The sequence below is a fragment of the Actinomadura harenae genome (assembly GCF_003696215.1).
GTDB classification, from domain to species: domain Bacteria; phylum Actinomycetota; class Actinomycetes; order Streptosporangiales; family Streptosporangiaceae; genus Spirillospora; species Spirillospora harenae.
In genome coordinates this window covers 70624-88964 of the sequence record NZ_RFFG01000025.1, presented here as the reverse complement: position 1 = coordinate 88964, position 18341 = coordinate 70624, and the positions used below count along the sequence as shown (strand labels likewise).

The window sequence follows — 18341 nt, the reverse complement described above, 5'->3', positions numbered from 1 at the left end:
TCCGGAAGGCGGGAAGCCGTGCCGGGCGGGCGGGCGCCGAGGCCGGGGCCGTCCGCCGGCCGGACGCGCCGGCCGGCGGACGCCACGGTCAGGTGTAGGACTCGCCGAGCGTCTGCCGGACCTGCTTGCGGGCCTCGTGGATACGCGACTTGACCGTGCCGAGCGGCAGCTTCAGCTGCTCGGCGATCTCCGCGTACTCCAGCTGGGACACGTCGCGCAGCACCAGCGCCTGCACCAGGTCGGGCTTGCGGGACTCCAGATCCTCCATCGCGTCGAGGATGTCGACGCGGGATCCGGCGATCACGCTCGTCCGGCGCGGATCAGGGCGCTGCTGGGGCAGTTCGCCCGCCTGCTCCACGGAGCGGCGCTTCAGCGAGCGGTAGGTGGACCGGGACGAGTTCGCCACCACCACGTGCAGCCACGTGGAGAAGCGGGACCGTCCCTCGAATCGGTGGATGTTGCGTGCGACCTGCAGCAACGCGTCCTGACACGCCTCCTCGGCGTCCTGTCGGTTGGGCAGGAAGCGGGACGCGTGACGGAGCACGTCCGGCTCGATCTTCCGAAGCAGCTCGTCCAGCGCGCCCGCGTCTCCGCGGGCGGCCTTCAGCGCCAGCTCCTCTGTTCTCTCATCGAATGCCATCGCCGTGCCTCGACCTCGCTCGCACACACACCCCGTTTGTTGGGCATGATACGGGAGTGTCCTTCCCCTCTACTGTCGGCCGTTACCGAATCGATCGCGCTCTCGGGTCCGGGGCGTTCGCCTCGGTGTGGCTCGGGCACGACGAAGCGCTCGACTCGATGGTCGCGATCAAAGTCCTCAACGGCAGCCTGCTGGACGACCTCGATGTGCGCAACCGGTTCCTGGAGGAAGCGCGGATCCTCCGCCGCGCCGACTCCGAGCGGCTGGTGCGCGTGCACGACATCGGGGAGCTCCCGGACGGCCGTCCCTACTTCGTCATGTCCTACGCCGACCGGGGGACGCTCGCGGACCGCATGAAGCGGCGTCCGCTCCCGGTCGGCGAGGCGCTCGCGCTCGCCGAGGACACCGCCTACGGCGTGGAGGTCATCAACACGCTCGGGGTGATCCACCGCGACCTCAAGCCGTCGAACGTGCTGTTCCAGTCCACGCCGGACGGCGGCGAGAAGGTCCTCATCGCCGACCTCGGGCTGGCGAAGGCGCTGGCGCACGCGTCCGGCGCGTTCACCCTCCCGGTCGGGACGCCCGGCTACATGTCGCCCGAGCAGGCCCGCTTCGGCGGCGGCCTGGACGTGCGGGCGGACGTGTACGGGCTCGGCGCGCTGACCTTCCACATGCTGACGGGGCGGGCGCCCGGCCAGCCGCCGATCCGGATCCCGCCGAGCGAGCTGCGCGACGACCTGCCGGCCGGGACGGACGAGGTGATCCTGCGGGCCCTGGAGGTCGAGCGGGAGAAGCGCTGGCCGACGGCCGAGGCGTTCGCCGAGGCGCTGGCCGAGCTGCGCGCGGGCATCCCCGCCGGGACGTCCGCGGCCGCCGGTGCGGAGCCTCCCAGCACGATCGTCGAGGCGGCCGCCGCGGCTCCCCCGGGGGCGCCGGACACGATCATGGACGTGCCGACCCCGCAGCCGCCGGTCAATTCGGGCGAACCCGACACCCCGCAGGCCGCGTCATACCCCGGTGTCCAGGACGAGGCACCGGAGGCGATCGTGCGTGACCATTCCCCTCGGCATCCCTACGGGGACCGTCCGCCCGGTTCGGAGACCCTTCCGCCGGACGGCGGGCCCGACGACGCCCGCACGACCGAGATGCAGTTGCCGCCCGGCCCGCCCCCAGGACGGCCCGGCCCGCCCGCGGGGCAGCCGGGTCCGCACGCGGGGCAGCCGGGTCCGCACGCGGGATCTCGGGGGTCGGCCGCCGGGCCGGGCTACCCGGTGATGCCGCGCGACAGCGGCGAGGCGACCATCCTCGACCAGCCGGGCGGGCGGTTCGCCGACCAGGCGCCTCCGGCCGTGGGCAACGACGGCAAGACTGCGGTGTTCCAGGCGGGCGGGCAGCCGTACGCGCCCGATCCTGGGCAGAGTCCCGGGCCCGGCGGACATCCCTACGGGCCGGGACCCGGGCCTGGGCCTGCGCAGAGTCCGCCTCCGCACGGGTATCCGCCGCCGTCCTATCAGCCTCAGCAGCAACCGCCTCCCGGTGTCCCCGGTCCTCCCGGGCCGCCTCCCGCGTCCGGTAAGGGTTCGGGGTTCGGGCGCCGGAAGAAGGACGCGGGCGGATCGGGCGGCGGTCCCGGCGGACCGTCCGGGCCCGGTGGCGGCGGAGGCGGCGGCAACGGCGGCGGGGGCGGCGGGGGCCGGCGCGGCTACCTGACCCCGCTGCTGATCACGGCCGCCGTGCTGGCCGTCGCGCTGGTCGCCGGGCTCGCGCTCGGCTCGATCTTCTCCAAGGACGACAAGAAGGGCGGCGGCGGGGGCGGCGGCGGGAAGGCGTCCGTCCCGGCCGACTTCACCCAGGTCGCGGACGACTCGGGCAAGATCGGCGCGTCCGTGCCCAAGGCGTGGCCGAAGGCCGGCCCGGACCGGACCTGGCTGCCGAGCGCCCTCGGTTTCGCGGGCGACGCGACCCCCCGGCCCGTCCTGCGCGCGACCCCGGACGTCGCGAAGTTCCGCGGCGTGGGGACGGCGCCGGGCGTGTTCGTCGGGCTGACGACCGCCATGCCGAAGACGCAGCCGCTGCCGCTCGGCGTCTCGACGCACGCGTCCTGCACGAAGGGCGCGCCGGAGGAGTACACCTCGCCGGACAAGAGGCTCTCCGGGACGATCCTGCGGTTCACCGGGTGCAAGACCGGCACGCCGCAGGTCACCGAGGTCGCGCTGCACTCGGCCGACCAGAAGTTCGGTGCCTGGGTGCGGATCCGGCAGACCGACAACGCCGACATCGTGAAGGCGATCCTGGACAACCTGAAGCTCCAGGCTCCCTGACCGGCCGACGACCGCACAGGGCCCCGCGAAGTATTTCGCGGGGCCCTGCGTCGTCCGCCTGGCGAACTCAGAACACGGCGGGCGTGTGGACGTGCTCCGGAAGCGGCCCGAATCCGATGCCGCGCGCGAGGAGCCGTTTGACGGCCGGGAGCTTCCTCACGTGCTTCACGGCGCCCAGCGCGGGCTGCCGGCCGCTGAGCACGCGCTCCACGACGAGCCGCTGAACCGCCAGCTGGAACGCCTGGACGGCCAGTGTCGGCGGCACCCGGCGGCGCTGCACCGCGGCGAGGTCGGCGACGCCGACCGTGCCGGACCCGCGCAGCGCCGGGACGATCCGGTTCGCGGTCGCGACGGCGTCCTGGACGGCCAGGTTGATGCCGACGCCGCCGATCGGCGACATCGCGTGCGCGGCGTCCCCGATGCAGAGCAGACCGGGCCGATACCAGCGGCGCAGCCGGTCCACCCGGACGTCCAGGACGCTGATCTCGTCCAGTTCGAGCCTCCCGACCCGGTCGGCCGTGAACGGCAGCAGCTCGGCGACGTCGGCGCGCAGCGCGTCGACGCCCCGGTCGCGGACCCGCGACCAGCCGCCCTTCGGGACGAGGTAGGCGATCTGCCAGTACTCCTCGCGGTTGATCACGGCCATCAGGCGTCCCGCGCCCGGACGCAGGAACGCGTTCTCGTGGTCCTCCGGATCGCGCGGCAGCCGGAACCACGCCACGTCCATCGGCGCGCCCAGGTTCCGGACGGGGAGGCCGGCGGCGCGGCGCAGCGTGGAGTGCCGTCCGTCGGCCGCGACGGTGAGCTCGGCGCCGAGCTCGCGCTCGGCTCCGGCGGCGTCCCGGTAGCGGATGCCGGTGACCCGGCCGTCCTCGGTGAGCAGGCCGGTGACCTCGGCGTTCATCAGCAGCCGGAAGCCGGGCAGCTCCGCCGCCGCCTCGGTGATCATCGTGAGGAAGTCCCACTGCGGGACCATCGCGATGTACGGGTGCCGCTCGTGCAGCATGCGCAGGTCGGCGACGGTGAACTCGCCGTCGTCGGTGACCACGTCCATCCCGGTGACCTTGCGGTGCTCGAGCTTCTCGAAGCGTTCGCCGAGGCCGATCTCGTCCAGCACGTCGAGCGTGGACGGGTGGATCGTGTCGCCCCGGAAGTCGCGCAGGAAGTCCCCGTGCTTCTCCAGGACGGTGACGTCGACCCCGGAGCGGGCGAGCAGGAGGCCGAGGACGGCTCCGGCGGGCCCTCCGCCCGCCACGCAGACCGTGGTCCCCTCCCGGGTGCGGTCCATGGTGAGTGCCGTGGTGAGTGCCGTGGCGCCGGCCCCGGCGGGCCTGTCGGCGTCTTGCCTGGTGCGTCCCATTGGACACCACCCCCTCCTTCGATATTCAACGCCTGATGAGTTTCTGTCAAGGGAGGCGGGGTTGTCGTCGAGCAGTTTCCGATATATCGTTAATGCATCGCGATCGAACGACGACAGGAGATGATGACGATGCGCGAGCACATCAGGAACCACGAGCACGGCCGGCACGGACACGGGCCGCACGTCCACGGCGGTCCCGAGGCGCGGATGCGCCGCGACGACCCGTTCGGATGGGGCGGGCCCGGCTTCGGTCCCGGCGGTCCGGGCTTCGGCCCGGGCGGCCACCGCGGACGCGGACGGGGCGGCGGGCGCCGCACCCGGCGCGGCAACGTCCGGGCGGCGATGATCGCCCTGCTGGCCGAGCGCCCGATGCACGGCTACGAGATGATCCAGCAGCTCGACGAGCGCACCGGCGGCGTCTGGCGGCCGAGCCCCGGCTCGGTCTACCCGACCCTCCAGATGCTCGAGGACGAGGGCCTGGTCAGCAGCCAGGAACAGGGCGGCAAGCGGCTGTTCTCCCTCACCGACACGGGCCGCGCGGAGGCGTCCGCACAGACCGCCGCCCCCTGGGACGAGGTCACCGAGGCCGCCGGGGAGAGCGTCCTGCACTCGCGGGAGGCCGTCCGGCAGCTGATGGGGGCCCTGCACCAGGTCATGGCCGTGGGCAGCGCGTCCCAGCAGTCCCGCGCGCTGGACGTCGTGAACGACGCCCGCCGCCGCCTCTACGGCATCCTCGCCGATGACCCGGAGGCCGAGGCCTGATCCGGAGGCGGGCTGATCCGGAGGCGGGGCCGACCCAGGGCCTGGGCTGATCCGGAAGCCGGACCGATCCGCCGCGCCGTGCCGGAGGCCGCGAGCCGACCCGTCACGCCGTGCCGGTGAAGGAGTCCGAGAGGGCCGCCGCGATCTCGATCGCGGCGGCCCTCCCGTTCGTTCCGGTGAGCCGGACGTCAGCGCGGGAGCGGGGCCTCCTTGGCGCTCGCGTTCGCCATGTAGAGCCGCTTCCAGATGAACAGGCGCAGGTCGCCCGCCTTCAGTTCCTTAGCGATCGGGACGTCCACCGTCGCGCGCACGAGGTAGGCCGAGCCCGGCGGCATGTACTTGTCCTCGCCGTCGCCCTTGATGAGCTGGCCGCCGCGCAGCGACCGGACGACGTCACTGTGCGTCGGCGGGGTGCACATCGCCTCGGGCGCCCCGACCTGCGGCATGCAGCGTCCGCGTCCCGAGCTCTCCACGCGGGACCGCGTCACGAACACGTCGCCGGGATAGTCGAGCAGCACCTTCGCGTTCGTCGGGTTGGACAGCACGTACTCGACGTACCCGAACCCGTACCCGGACGGCGCCGTGGTCTGCTGCGTGGACGCGCCGTCGCCCGTCCCGGCGTCCACGGCGGCGATCCGGTACTTGTAGCCGTCCGCCGTGCCGACGGTCACCGGGGCGCCGGTCTTCGGCATCGGCCCGGACCGCGCGGGCGCGGACGTGTCCCCGCCGCCGGACACCGTCGCGCCGTCGCCGTTCTCGCCGTTCTCGCCGTCCGAGCCGGGGATCAGGACGAACGCGCCCGCGGCGGCCGCGGCGACCACGAGCACCACGGCGCCCGCGAGCAGGCCCTTGCGGCGTCCGGACCGTCCGCGCTGCTCGCGCCGGATCCGGTTCCGCTCGCTCCGCGACGACCCGATCCGCACCTCGACGCCGCTGGTCTCGCGCACGCCCAGTTCGTCCGGCCCCTGAGCCGTGTAGGGCGCGCCGGACGGCTGAGCCGCCTGCGGAGGCTGCGGCGGCTGGGCCGCCTGGGGTGGCTGCGACTGGAACTGCTGGGCGGGCGGCTGCTGCTCGTATCCGCGATGCAACGGGACGTCCCGCAGGGGGGGATGCCCGCCCGAACCACCCGGCGACTGGACGGTCGGGTACCCGCCCGACCCGTACGGCTCGGCCGGATAGCCGGAGGGCCGGGCCTGCGGAGGTGCCGGAGGCTGGACGGGGATGCCGGAGGTCGGTGAGTCCAGGGGGTCACGGGACGTCTCGCGCGGCCCTGCCGGCCGTCGCGGGATTCCAGGTCCAGTGTCCACGTCGGAGCTCCCACCTGTCTCGTCCGGCCCAGGCCCCACGTCCGCAGGGCGCAGCGAAATTACCCTATCTTTGCGTAATTGTTCGCCTGAATCGCACCTGCCCCACGCTCATCGTCGGTAAGGGACGTCCGGGCCCGCCGAAAGCGCGCGCCTCCGGCCGTCCCCACCGTCGGCCGAGGGTGGTCAGGACGACGCGGGCAGCAGCGACTCGAGGAACGCGACGACGCCGTCCGGGCCGTCCACGACCAGGTCGGCGCGGGCCGCCAGCTCGGTGACCTCGGCGGATCCACTGCACAGCTTGAGACCGGGCACGCCGTCCGCGCGGAGCTCGTCCACGGCGTCGAACGCGGCGAGATCGCCCAGGTCGTCACCCGCGAACAGCAGCATCGACGGACGTCCGGTCTCGGCGACGAACGCGCGCAGCGCGACCCCCTTGTCCATGCCCGGCGGACGCAGCTCCAGGACGAACCGTCCGGGCTCGACGACCAGGCCGTGCCGCTCGGCCAGCGCGTCCATGAGGGACCGGAGGCGATCGAGCGCGACCTGCGGTTCCGCGCAGCGCCGGGTGTGGACGGCGAGGGCCCGCCCCTTGTCCTCGACGAACGTCTCGGGCGGCGCGCCCGCCGCCGCCAGGACACGGGGCAGCTTGGCGCGCGCCTCGGCGACACCGGGCGGCGGCTCGGGCGAGGTCAGCGCGCCGGACTCCCAGCGCTCCGCGCCGTACTGCCCGAGGACGACCAGCCCGTCGACGCCCTCGAAGCCGCCGTACTCGACCGCGACCTTCGCCGGGCGTCCGGTGACCACGACCACGGCCCGCACCCGCGAGGCCAGCGCGGCGAGGACCGCGGCGGCGCGGGGATGCGCCCGCGCCGCCGCCGGGTCCGCCACGATCGGCGCGAGCGTGCCGTCGAAGTCGAATCCGAGGACCGCCCCGCCGGGGTCGGCGCGCAGGGCGGCGAGGGCGTCCTCGCCCTCGGGGCCGATGGGGGAGGAGGAAGGGTTCACGTGACCAGTGTCGGCCACACTACGGACGGATGCCGAGGCGGCGCGCGGCACGCTGCCGCTGACGCTGGGTGCGCATCCGCTGGAGGCGCTTGACCAGCATCGGATCGTGGCGCAGCGCCTCGGGTCGGTCGATGAGGATGTTCAGGAGCTGGTAGTACCGCGTCGCCGACATGTCGAAGGTCTCGCGGATGGCCTGCTCCTTGGCTCCGGCGTACTTCCACCACTGCCGCTCGAAGGCGAGGATCTGGCGGTCGCGCTCGGACAGGAGGTCGGCCGGGAAGGCGGCGTCGCCGTCTTCCGGGCCCTCGTTCATCGGGGGCAGAGGTGAGCCATCGTTCATGCTGCCGTCCTGTTGGGGGCGTCGCCGGGAGCTTCCGCCGCCACCGGCGTGGCGTCCCCTTTGGTGGTCACTGATCCCGGGTCGTCCGGGTTCGGCGGAGGCCACTCTACGCGTCCCGGCGGACAATCTCCGGTCGTTCGCGCGGAACGGCCGTCCACCCCGCCGGACGGCCGGCGCCCCCTCGGCGGCCCCCCTCCCCGCTCGGGGCGGCCCGGCCGGGGGTGGCGGGGACCCGCAGGTCACACGGGGTAATGTGTGCATCGTGCATCCGTGCGTGCCCCGAGCACGGACGACGCGGCCGCCACGTGACGGGAGGACGAGCATGACGACGGAGAGGCCCGCGATCCCCGAGCCCGCCCCGGCCCCCGAGCCGCGACCGGCCCCCGCCGCCGGGCCGCGGCCGGCCCCCGCCTCGGCTCCTGCCTCGGCCCCTGCCTCCGAGGCGACCGCCTCGTCCGAGCCGACCGCCTCGTCCGTGCCGGACGACGAGTCGCTCTCCGAGATCACGCTGGCGCTGTTCCACCTGCGCCGCGTCTGGGCCCGCCCCGACCTGATGAAGAAGATCAGGGCGCAGACCTCGTCCGGGCCGGGCGGACGCCCGCTCCAGCTGTCCAACCTGATGGTCGTGCACACCGTCGCCGCCCTCGCCGAGTGCGAGGGCGGCACGGAGGTCACGGTCGGCGCGGTCGCCGAGCGCCTCGAGATCGACCCGTCCACCGCGAGCCGCCTGGTCGGGCACGCGATCGACGCCGGGTTCGTCTCGCGCCGTCCGTCGCCGGTGGACGCCCGGCGCGCCAACCTCGGGCTGACCGACGCCGGACACCGGGTCCGGCAGGTCGCCGAGCGGTTCCGCCGCGCCTACTTCGACGAGCTGATGACCGGCTGGACCGAGCTCGAGAAGACCGAGTTCGCCCGCCTGCTCACCCGGTTCGCCGAGGCCGCCGCCCAGTCCCCCGCGATGATGGACCCCGAGGGCGTCGAGCGGATCTTCCGCGAGGCCGGCGCCAACTGACCCGACCGCCGCGCCCGGCCACCCGCCCTGCGCTCGGCGCACCGTGTCAGTGGCGCTCGGCGCGCAGGGCGGACATCCGGGTGTGGAACTCGTCCTCGTCGACCTCGCCGCGGGCGAAGCGCTCGGCGAGCAGGTCCTCGGGCCCCTGGGCGGGCGCGGGCGCCGACGCGCGTCCGGCCCACGCCGGGAACCCCCGGACGCCCCGTCCGCGCCGCTTGATCAGCTGGAACGCGACGAACCCGAGCATGGCCAGCCACAGCAGGCCGAAGGTGATCGGGAAGATCGCCCACCAGCCGGGCCCCTCGTGGTCGTGCCAGCCGGGGTCCGCGGCGGTGATCAGCAGTGGGTGCATCGGAATCCTCCTCCGGTTCGGATGCACCGATGGTCCGTGGAGGGTCCGGGACGTGTCGTCGTACGAGCGGCGGCTTCGCGGCTACGCCCGCCGGGGTAGGCGGCTCACCACCAGGGCGGACGGTAGTCGTCGTCGTCCGCGACCAGCGGACGGCGGCGGCCCGGGCGGCGGCCGAGGGCGTCGTCCGGCGAGGTCGGCAGCGGACCGTTCCCCGGGCCGTCGGCGAGCCCGGGCGGCGGCGCGTCCGGGACCGCCCCGGTCTCCAGGTCCTCCAGGGGCGGCATGAGCGGCGAGGCGGGCGTCCCCGCGTCGGCGAGGACGCCGCGCCGGAACAGCTCCCACTCCTCGTCGCTGAGCCCCGGCTCGTCCTCGGCGGGACGCGGCTCCTGCTCGCCCAGCGGCCCGGCCCCCTGCACCGACCTCGGGCCGCCCCGCAGCGGATCACCGAGCAGCGGATCGTCGAGCGCGTCGAAGGCCGACCCGTTCCCAGGCCCCGGCCGCCCCTCGGGCGAGGTCCGGCCGGACGGTTCGCCGAAGAGCGTCGGAGCGGCCAGCGGCTCCGCGAACTCGGGCGGAGGCGCGGGAGCGAGCTCGGGTTCCGGACGCGGCGGAGCGGGCTGGAACAACATCACCGGCGGCGGCTCCGACACGGGCACGTGCTGCGCGGGCGCGGGCTCGAACGGGGCCGCGTGCCGGGCGGGCATCGGCTCGGGCGCCGGAACCTGCTCGAAGTCCGGCTCGACGTCCTCGTCCGGACGGCGGCGCTGGCGCCAGCCGAGGAAGAGGCCGACGAGCAGCAGCGCTCCCCCGCCGCCGAGGATCGCGACGTAGAGCCGGTCGGAGTCGCCCGCACCGCCCGTGACGGGCGCGTCGGCGGTCCGGACGGCCGGCGCGGCCGGCTTCGGCGGTTCCTTGCTGATGCGGGCGGCCGCGGTCATCGCGCGCGCCGCGTCCAGCACGCCGGGGCAGCTCCCGGACGACGCCGCGTCCCTCGCGGACGAGCCCTCGACGAGCGCCTGGCGCACCTGGTCCGGGCTCAGCGACGGGTAGCGCGAGCGCAGCAGCGCGACGACCCCGGCCACGATCGCCGACGACGGGCTGGTGCCGGTGCCGACGACGTAGCCGCTGTCGGCGTCCGCGCTGACGATGTCCACCCCGGGCGCGCAGACCGCGACGTACGAGTGGCGGTTGCTGTCCTTCCACTCGTGCATGTCGCGGTCGAGGGCGCCGACGGCGATGACGCCGGGGTAGGCCGCCGGGAAGTTCTTGCGGTTCGCGCCCGCGCCGTCGTTCCCCGCGGACGCGATGAGCACGACGCCCTTGCTCTGCGCGTACTTGATGGCGTCCTCTTCCGAGGAGTCGCCGTCGTAGTACTGCTTGCCGCCGCCGAGCGACATGTTGATGACGGTCGCGCCGTGGTCGACGGCGTACCGGATGCCCTGCGCGATGGCGTCCCGGGCGTGGCTGACCTGCGCGTCGTCCTTGCGCATCGGGTCGTCGTTCTCCCAGGTCACGCGCAGGGACATCACGCGGCTGGCGGGGGCGACGCCCATCACGCCCTGCGCGTCCCCGGGGCCGTGCCCGTGTCCGGCGATGATGCTGGCCATCGACGTGCCGTGCAGGCCCCAGTACCTGCTGCCCGGACGCCGCGTCCCGCCGGTGAGGTCGGGGCCGGTGACGACGCGTCCGGTGAGGTCGGGGTGGTGCTTGTCGACGCCCGTGTCGAGGACGGCGACGGTGACGCCCGCGCCGCGCGAGCGTTTCCACGCCTTCGGCACGTGCAGCGCGGCCAGGTGCCACTCACGCGACCGGATCATGTCGATGGTGCCGTCCGGGGCCTGCGGGAACGGCAGGGGCGCGGACGCGGCGAGACGGGACGTCCGGGAGGTCGCGGCGCTGGACTTGGCGGCGCGCGGACGCGTTCCGGAGTCGGGCGCCGTCGCGATCGGGACGGCGACGGCGGACGCGAGGGTCAGCGCCGTGAGAACGGTCGCGAGCCGCACGGGCCCGGTGCGGGCGGGGGCGGTTCGGACGACCAGGACACGCGCGAGGGGACGCACGAAGGGGACCGCCGTGTCGCGACGGCGGAGCCTGCGGAGGCGGCGGCCGTCAGGGGGCACGTCACCGCACCTCCTCCCGGTCGCCGGGCGGCCGCGTTCCACGGGTCCCGATCCGTCCGGACGGCGGACGTCCGACCGGCTGCGGTCATTCTGCCACGACGCTCCGGGACCGCCCCGGCACTCCGGCACATCGGGACACACGCCGGGACAACGGGCTCAGGAGCACGTCCCGTACGGGTGGTCGCAGTGGTAGGCGCGGCCGCCGAGGTCGCCGCGCACGCGGTCGACCAGGCCGTCCGGTCCGGTGACGAGCCAGCCGGGTCCGCGCAGGATCGCGAACGCGCCGTTCTCGCCCAGCGCGCTCTGCCCGACGCCGCTGCGCCAGCTGCGCAGCGCGGTGTCCACGGTGAGGCCGAGGCTCGGGTCGAGGACGGTCGCGGCGACGTATCGTCCCTGGTAGCGGCATTCGACGCGGGTCTTGTCCGTGGTGCAGCCGGTCGCCCCGGCGGCGCGCAGGGCCCGTCCGATCGCGGTGGCGTCCTTGTAGGCGCGGGCGCTAGGGACGGACTTGGCGGTCGCCGATCCGCCGTCGCCGCCGCAGCCCGCGAGCAGCGTCGCCAGGCCCACCGTCGCGAGCGCGGTGACTCCGGTCGAGCGGACCAGGGCGAGCGGGGACGAGGGCTTCATGCGGACAAGCCTGCCGTACCGGCACGTGACGGCAGGCCCTCCCGCGGTGTTAGTCCCCTCACGAAAGTGATCACTGCCCGGACGGGGAGTCACGAACACCGCCCGAACGGAGCGTCGCGAACGCGGACGGGCGGGGTGCGCGTCATCGCGCACCCCGCCCGTCCGAGCGGACCCTTCCGAGCGGACCCTTCCGGATCAGACGGAACCTGCTCCGGTGAGTGAGCGGAACGACAGCTCGTCGTACCGCCGGGTGTCGGCGTCCTCGCGTCCGAGGTAGGTGCCGATGACCGCGCACAGGAACCCGAGCGGGATGGACACGATGCCCGGGTTCTCCAGGGGGAAGAAGTGGAAGTCCACGCCCTTGGGGAACAGGGACAGGCTCTGCCCGGTGAGCGGGTCCACCTTGCCGGACACGACCGGCGAGAAGAAGACCAGCACCAGCGAGCTGACGAGCCCGCCGTAGATGCCGGAGACGACCCCGGCCGAGTTGAACCGCTTCCAGAACAGCGACAGGACGATCGCGGGGAGGTTCGCCGCGGCCGCCATCGCGAACGCGAGCGCGACGAGGAACGCCACGTTCATGTTCTTCGCGATGACCGCGAGGACGATCGCCAGCACCCCGATCAGGCACGCCGCGAACCGGGCGACGGAGACCTCCTGCGACTCCCGCGGACGGCCGAACATCAGCACGTGCCCGAAGTAGTCGTGCGCGAGCGACGTCGACGACGCCAGCACCAGCCCCGACACGACGGCGAGGATGGTGGCGAACGCGACCGCGCCGATGAACGCCAGCATCAGGTCGCCGCCGACCGGTCCGCCGACGTGGTCGCCGAGGGCCTTGGCGAGCTGCGGGACGGCGGTGTTGCCCGCCGGGTCCTGCGCCATGATGGCCTTGCGTCCGACCAGCGCCGCGGCGCCGAACCCGAGCGCGAGCGTCATCAGGTAGAACGCGCCGACCAGCCCGATCGCCCAGTTCACCGAGGTGCGCGCGGCGCGGCCGTCCGGGACGGTGAAGAACCGGGTGATGACGTGCGGCAGGCCCGCGGTGCCCAGCACCAGGGCGAGCGCCAGGCTGATGAAGTCGACCTTGTTCAGCACCGTCTGGTAGGCGTCGCCCGGGACGTCCTTGCCGTACTTCAGGCCGGGCTGGAGGAACGCCGCGCCCTTGCCGGACGACGCGGCGGCGGAGCCGAGCAGCCCGGACAGGTTGTAGCCGAACCGGGCCAGCACCAGCGCGGTCAGCACGATCCCGCCGACGATCAGCAGCACCGCCTTGATCATCTGCACCCAGGTGGTGGCCTTCATCCCGCCGAACATCACATAGAAGATCATCAGCGCGCCGACCACGACGATCGTCCAGGTCTTGGCGGCCTCCGCCGACATCCCGAGGAACGTCTCGCCGGGGTGGACGCCGAGCAGCAGCGCCACCAGCGCGCCCGCGCCGACCATCTGCGCGAGCAGGTAGAACACCGAGACGGTGACGGTCGACACGGCGGCGGCCGTCCGCACCTTGGGCTGGCTGCGCACCCGGTAGACCAGCACGTCCGCCATGGTGAACCGGCCCGCGTTCCGCATCAGCTCGACCAGCAGCAGGGTCAGCAGCCATGCGACCAGGAACCCGATCGAGTACAGGAAACCGTCGTAACCGGACAGCGCGATGATGCCGGCGATGCCGAGGAAGGACGCCGCGGACATGTAGTCGCCCGCGAGCGCGATGCCGTTCTGCGGCCCGGAGAACGCGTGCCCGCCCGCGTAGTAGTCGACCGCGCTCTTGGTGTTGAGCCGCGCCCACACCGTGATGCCGAGCGTGACGACGATGAAGAAGACGAACAGCCCGAACGTCACCGTCCGGCCGTTGCCGCTGGCGGTGCCCGGGTCCTGGGCGGGGCCGGTCGCGGCGGCGGCGAGCGTCACCGCGCCCGTGAGGACATGACCGATCATCGCAACCACCCCGGGTCCGGTCGAGCTCCCGTCCCGGACTTCGCGCCCGGGCCGTCATCCTTGGGTTTCGCCGGGCCCGGGACCGGACCCGTCCCGTTCTTCGCCGGACCGGGGGCCGGGCCCGCCCCGTTGGCCGCGGGCACCGGGGCCGCGCCGTTCACGCCGTTCACGCCGCTCGCGCCCTTCGCACTGCCCGCACCGTTCGCGCTTGGGGCGGGCTCCGTCCCCTTCGTGCCGGCGGACGCGCCGTTCGGGCTCGACGCCGCCGTGTCGGTCTCAACCTGTGCCGGGACGAGGACGGGGTCGGCCTTGCCCTCGGCGGAACCTGGTGCCCCGGGAACGGTTCCCGGATCACCTTGAGGCGCCTCGTCCGGTTTCTTCTCCGGCTTCGCCGACGCCTGGGGCGGCTTCGGCTCGACCGGCGGCTCAGCAACCGGCGCCTCGACCGACTCGTCCGCGGCCGCCCCCTCGGGCTCCGGGACCGGGGCCGGGGAGGGAAGGGAGGCAAGGGCGGGAACCGGTTCCGCGTCGGGGGCCGGCCCGTCCTCGACGACGGCGGGCGAGTGCAGGGCCGAGCGGCGGGGCCCCCGGATCGCGGCCGGGGCGTCCGCCTCCTCCTTCAGGGCGGCGGCGATCGGGTCGAGGGACGCGGTCGCGTACCGGGCGTAGTACCAGGCGAGGGCGAAAGTGGACAGGAACTGCAGCACCCCGAGGATCAAGGCGACGTTGATATTGCCGACGACCGGGCGCGCCATGAGATCGCGCGCGAACGCCGAAAGCGCGACGTAGAGGAAGTACCAGCCGAGGAAGGACCCGGCGACCGCCGCCGCGAGCCGGGAGAACCTCCGTCTCAGCAAGAGGAACCTCTCGTCACGTGCCATGACCGCGTAGCGCGCGACCGGTTTCCCTCGCCCCCGGCCGCTCCCCCTGCGCTCCGCCGGCCCCGAGTCCCAGACCATCCGGCCCTCCCTGACTCCCCATGACTCTATGTAGTGATGTGACTTCACTATGAGATCAAACAATCATGGTGAGCACGGGCCACTTCCCGAGAAATGCTTGGAAGAAGTGCCAACACGGAGTCAAGAAACGGTCCCACTGGTCATGCCTGTCCCCTATTTCCCCAGAGGTCCCGAGTGACGGCACAAACGGCTTCCGCATCCGGAAGCGCCCCGTCTCCCCTGGCCAACCGCCCGGTCCGGCCTCCCGAAGGACCGTCTGACGGAATTGCACCGGACGCTCGGTCACTTTCGGTCACCGGCCACGGAATACGGTCCCGCGCAATTGACGGGCAGCGCACCGGACGGATCCCCGGCAGGACGCGGCGGCGGGCACGACCCGCACGGATAGGCTGAGCCGGATCAGTCCCCCGGCCGGCCCGAACCGCCGCGCCGACGCACCGGAGAAGGCAGGTCATCGTGGCAGGAGCCGCCCCGCACCGGGTCTACGCGCCGGAGCTCGTCAGCCCCCGGAGGACGATCGGACGCCGCTCCTTCGACTTCGACCGGCAGGTCGCCGTGATGGCGATCATCAACCGCACGCCGGACTCCTTCCACGACAAGGGCCGGACGTTCGCGCTGGACAAGGCCGTCGAGGCCGTCGACCGGGCCCTGGACGAGGGCGCGGACTGGCTCGACATCGGCGGCGTCCCGTTCGCGCCCGGCCCGGAGGTGTCGCCGGGCGAGGAGATCGACCGGGTCCTGCCGGTGATCGAGGCGGCGCGGGCCCGCACCGACGCGGTGATCTCGGTCGAGACCTACCACCCGGAGGTCGCGCGCGCGGCGTTCGCGGGCGGCGCGGACGTCCTGAACAACGTCACCGGCCTGCACGACCCGCGGCTCGCCGACGTGGTCGCCGAGACCGGCAGCAGCCTGATCATCACGCACAGCCTGGCCGAGCCGCGCACCCGCTACCCGCGCCCGGTCTACGAGGACGTCGCGGCGGAGGTCGCGGACTTCCTGCGCGACCGGGTCGCGCTCGCGCTCAAGCGCGGCGTCGCCCCGGACCGGATCATCATCGACCCGGGCCACGACCTGAACAAGAACACGCGGCACTCGCTGGAGCTGACCCGGCGGCTGCCGGAGATCGCCGACATCGGCTACCCGCTGCTCGCCGCGATCTCCAACAAGGACTTCATCGGCGAGACCCTGGACCGTCCGCAGCGCGATCGGGTCGAGGGCACCATCGCGGTCACGGTCGCGTCGATCATGCTCGGCGCGCGGATCGTCCGGGTGCACGAGGTGCGGCAGGCCGTCGACGCGGTGCGGATGACCGAGGCCGTCCTCGGCTGGCGCGAACCCGCCTACACCCGCCACAACGTCTGACCAGGACGATCGACCAGGGCCGTCGCCGGGGCGGGCGCTACTCGATCGTGTAGCGGGTGAAGAGGTAGTCGCCGTCCGGGACGGCGTGGATCAGGCGCATCCGCTGCGGGACGTCCAGGTCCGGGCCGTTCAGGATGCGCGAGGCGCCCCCGGCGATGATCATCGGGCTGAGCGTCAGGCACAGTTCGTGCAGCCATCCGGCCGCCGCGACCTGGGCGAGCAGCCTCGGGCCGCCCTCGCAGAGGAAGCGGCGATGGCCGCGCCGGGCGAGTTCGTCCAGCGCGGCGCCGATGTCGGTGGACGCGTCGCCCGTGACCAGCACGTCGGCGCGCTCGCGGGCGTGTTCGAGCCGGTCCGCGGGGGCCCGCTCGGCGGTGATCACGATCGTCCGGCCGTCGTCGAAGAGGCCGCCGTCGAAGTCCAGGTCGAGGCTGCGGGAGACGATCGCGAGCGGCGGCGCTCCGTCCGGCCAGGAGTCGTACTCGCGGACGGTCGCCGCGCCCATGACCACGAGGTCGGCGAGGCTCCGCAGGCCGGTCATGAGCGCGTGGTCGCCGGGGTAGCCGAGCGCGCCGGTGTCGCCCTTGTACTGGATGCCGCCGTCCAGCGTCGCGATCATGTTCGCGCGCAGCCACGGCGTCCGCTCCGGATAGGCGTACCGCTTCAGCAGCTCGTCGGTGTCCACCCTCCGACTGTAGGCGGGACGTCCCGGGCCGGGACGTCCCGCCCCGGTCAGGAGCTCGCTCGCGCGGCGGGCTCGGCGGCGTCGGCGGCCGGGGAGGTGGCCGGGGCCTGGCGCTTCGGGAGGGTCAGCGTGACCAGCGCGGCGACGACGGCGACGCCGCAGCCGAGCAGCATCGCGGTGTGGAAGCCGTCCTCGGACGGCAGGACGTGCCCGGCGACCGAGACCGTCATCTGCGACAGGATGACCCCGACCAGCGCCGCCCCGGTGGACGTGCCGAGCGACCGCATCAGGGTGTTGAAGCTGTTCGCCGCGCCCGTCTCGGACAGCGGGACGGCGCCCATGATCAGCGCGGGCATCGCCCCGTACGCGAGGCCGACGCCGCCGTTGATGACGAGCGCGACGACCAGGACGCCCCAGGTCGAGCCGATCAGCGAGAGCGAGATGCCGTAGCCGAGCGCGATCACCAGGCTCCCGACGCACAGCGTGGTCTTCGGGCCGCGCGCGGCCGACAGCTTCGCGCCGAGCGGCGAGATCAGCATCATCATCAGTCCGGCGGGGGCCATCCAGAGCCCGGCCGCGAACATGGACTGGCCGAGGCCGTAGCCGAGCGCCTTCGGCAGCTGGAGCAGCTGCATCAGCACGAGCGACTGGGCGTACATCGCGCAGCCGACCAGGATGGACGCGACGTTCGTCAGCAGCACCTGGCGGCGCGCGGTGGTCCGCAGGTCGACCATCGGGTCGGTGATCCGCAGCTCGAACACGCCCCAGGCCAGCAGGACGATCACGGCCGCGCCGAACAGGCCGAGCGTGGTGCCGCTCGTCCAGCCCCAGTCCGCGCCCTTGGACACGGCGAGCAGCAGGCAGACCACGCCGACGCCGAGCCCGACCGCGCCGATCACGTCGAACCGCCCGGTCTTCCCGCGCACGGGCGTCGCCGGGACGAGCATCCAGATCAGGACGCCGATGACCACGCTCAGCGCGGCGGACGCCCAGAACAGCACCCGCCAGCTGGTGTTCTCGGCGACGGCCGCGGCGACCGGCAGGCCGAGCGCGCCGCCGATGCCCATGGACGAGCTGATCAGCGCGATCGCGCCGCCGAGCCGTTCGGGCGGCAGGACGTCGCGCAGCGCGCTGATGCCGAGCGGGATCAGGCCCATGCCGACGCCCTGGAGCCCGCGTCCGATGATCATCGGGACGACCGAGGAGGCCAGCGCGCACACCACCGACCCCGCGACCAGCGGGATCACGCTGACCAGCAGCAGCCGGCGCTTGCCGTACAGGTCGCCGAGCCGTCCGACGGCCGGGATCGCGACCGCGCCCGCGAGCAGCGTGGCGGTCACCGTCCAGGACGCGTTGGAAGCGCTCGTGTGCAGGATGTCCGGAAGCCGTCCGATCAGCGGAACCACGAGGGTCTGCATCAGCGCGGCGACGATGCCCGCCACGGCCAGGACGGCGACGATCCCGCCGCCGGACCGCACGGCGGGGGCCTCCTGGGGGGACGCCTGCGCCGCGGCGGACTCGGGTTCGCCCATCACGTTCTCCTCTTGG

At 73.6% G+C, this 18341-nt stretch carries 16 protein-coding genes; 4 read left to right on the top strand and 12 right to left on the bottom strand.

Annotation, left to right across the window (positions count from 1 at the left end; all coding sequences use genetic code 11):
* Window positions 1-88 precede the first annotated feature (88 nt).
* Window positions 89-640, bottom strand: a complete 552-nt coding sequence (locus tag EBO15_RS16340) for an RNA polymerase sigma factor (protein ID WP_122195268.1) — start codon at window positions 638-640, stop codon at window positions 89-91.
* A 56-nt stretch (window positions 641-696) separates the two neighbouring features.
* Between EBO15_RS16340 and EBO15_RS45320 the strand changes: the two genes are divergently transcribed.
* On the top strand, window positions 697-2961 hold the full coding sequence (locus tag EBO15_RS45320; RefSeq protein ID WP_199744579.1) for a serine/threonine-protein kinase: 2265 nt from the start codon (window positions 697-699) through the stop codon (window positions 2959-2961).
* A 67-nt stretch (window positions 2962-3028) separates the two neighbouring features.
* On the opposite strand, the gene EBO15_RS16325 is transcribed toward EBO15_RS45320, so the two are convergent.
* Window positions 3029-4321: an FAD-dependent oxidoreductase gene (locus EBO15_RS16325; protein ID WP_233616234.1), complete on the bottom strand. Its 1293-nt coding sequence runs from the start codon at window positions 4319-4321 to the stop codon at window positions 3029-3031.
* A gap of 129 nt (window positions 4322-4450) precedes the next feature.
* Here EBO15_RS16325 and EBO15_RS16320 point away from each other — a divergent pair, with 129 nt between their 5' ends.
* Window positions 4451-5083: a PadR family transcriptional regulator gene (locus EBO15_RS16320; RefSeq protein ID WP_122195266.1), complete on the top strand. Its 633-nt coding sequence runs from the start codon at window positions 4451-4453 to the stop codon at window positions 5081-5083.
* Window positions 5084-5271: 188 nt separating this feature from the next.
* Here EBO15_RS16320 and EBO15_RS16315 read toward each other — a convergent pair whose 3' ends face one another.
* The 3 genes from EBO15_RS16315 to EBO15_RS16305 all read right to left on the bottom strand — a co-directional run bounded on the left by EBO15_RS16315 (window position 5272) and on the right by EBO15_RS16305 (window position 7708).
* The gene (locus EBO15_RS16315; protein WP_147481516.1) at window positions 5272-6390 is read right to left on the bottom strand and encodes a hypothetical protein; all 1119 of its coding nucleotides are present in this window, start codon (window positions 6388-6390) and stop codon (window positions 5272-5274) included.
* A 183-nt stretch (window positions 6391-6573) separates the two neighbouring features.
* Window positions 6574-7395 carry a trehalose-phosphatase gene (gene otsB / locus EBO15_RS16310; protein ID WP_199744578.1) on the bottom strand — a complete coding sequence of 274 codons (822 nt, stop codon included), beginning with the start codon at window positions 7393-7395 and terminating at the stop codon, window positions 6574-6576.
* Between the two features lie 19 nt (window positions 7396-7414).
* Window positions 7415-7708, bottom strand: coding sequence for a DUF3263 domain-containing protein (locus EBO15_RS16305; protein ID WP_407643374.1), 294 nt, complete (start codon window positions 7706-7708; stop codon window positions 7415-7417).
* Window positions 7709-8057: 349 nt separating this feature from the next.
* Here EBO15_RS16305 and EBO15_RS16295 point away from each other — a divergent pair, with 349 nt between their 5' ends.
* Entirely contained in the window at window positions 8058-8747 is a 690-nt protein-coding gene (locus EBO15_RS16295) for a MarR family winged helix-turn-helix transcriptional regulator (protein ID WP_199744577.1), read from the top strand.
* 46 nt (window positions 8748-8793) lie between these two features.
* On the opposite strand, the gene EBO15_RS45315 is transcribed toward EBO15_RS16295, so the two are convergent.
* The 5 genes from EBO15_RS45315 to EBO15_RS45310 all read right to left on the bottom strand — a co-directional run bounded on the left by EBO15_RS45315 (window position 8794) and on the right by EBO15_RS45310 (window position 14668).
* Entirely contained in the window at window positions 8794-9099 is a 306-nt protein-coding gene (locus tag EBO15_RS45315) for an SHOCT domain-containing protein (RefSeq protein ID WP_199744576.1), read from the bottom strand.
* Between the two features lie 104 nt (window positions 9100-9203).
* The gene (locus tag EBO15_RS16285) at window positions 9204-11219 is read right to left on the bottom strand and encodes a S8 family peptidase (RefSeq protein WP_122195240.1); all 2016 of its coding nucleotides are present in this window, start codon (window positions 11217-11219) and stop codon (window positions 9204-9206) included.
* A gap of 156 nt (window positions 11220-11375) precedes the next feature.
* Window positions 11376-11846, bottom strand: a complete 471-nt coding sequence (locus EBO15_RS16280; protein ID WP_122195239.1) for a hypothetical protein — start codon at window positions 11844-11846, stop codon at window positions 11376-11378.
* Window positions 11847-12041: 195 nt separating this feature from the next.
* Complete coding sequence (locus tag EBO15_RS16275) at window positions 12042-13787, bottom strand: solute symporter family protein (protein ID WP_122195238.1); 1746 nt, start codon at window positions 13785-13787, stop codon at window positions 12042-12044.
* Window positions 13784-14668, bottom strand: a complete 885-nt coding sequence (locus EBO15_RS45310; protein WP_267898409.1) for a DUF485 domain-containing protein — start codon at window positions 14666-14668, stop codon at window positions 13784-13786. Before EBO15_RS45310 ends, EBO15_RS16275 begins: the two co-directional genes overlap by 4 nt.
* Before the next feature lie 534 nt (window positions 14669-15202).
* Between EBO15_RS45310 and folP the strand changes: the two genes are divergently transcribed.
* Window positions 15203-16108 carry a dihydropteroate synthase gene (gene folP, locus EBO15_RS16265; protein WP_233616232.1) on the top strand — a complete coding sequence of 302 codons (906 nt, stop codon included), beginning with the start codon at window positions 15203-15205 and terminating at the stop codon, window positions 16106-16108.
* Window positions 16109-16145: 37 nt separating this feature from the next.
* Here folP and EBO15_RS16260 read toward each other — a convergent pair whose 3' ends face one another.
* Both EBO15_RS16260 and EBO15_RS16255 read right to left on the bottom strand, forming a co-directional pair.
* Window positions 16146-16793: a dihydrofolate reductase family protein gene (locus EBO15_RS16260; RefSeq protein WP_233616231.1), complete on the bottom strand. Its 648-nt coding sequence runs from the start codon at window positions 16791-16793 to the stop codon at window positions 16146-16148.
* 47 nt (window positions 16794-16840) lie between these two features.
* The gene (locus EBO15_RS16255) at window positions 16841-18325 is read right to left on the bottom strand and encodes an MFS transporter (protein WP_122195237.1); all 1485 of its coding nucleotides are present in this window, start codon (window positions 18323-18325) and stop codon (window positions 16841-16843) included.
* Between the last annotated feature and the right edge of the window lie 16 nt (window positions 18326-18341).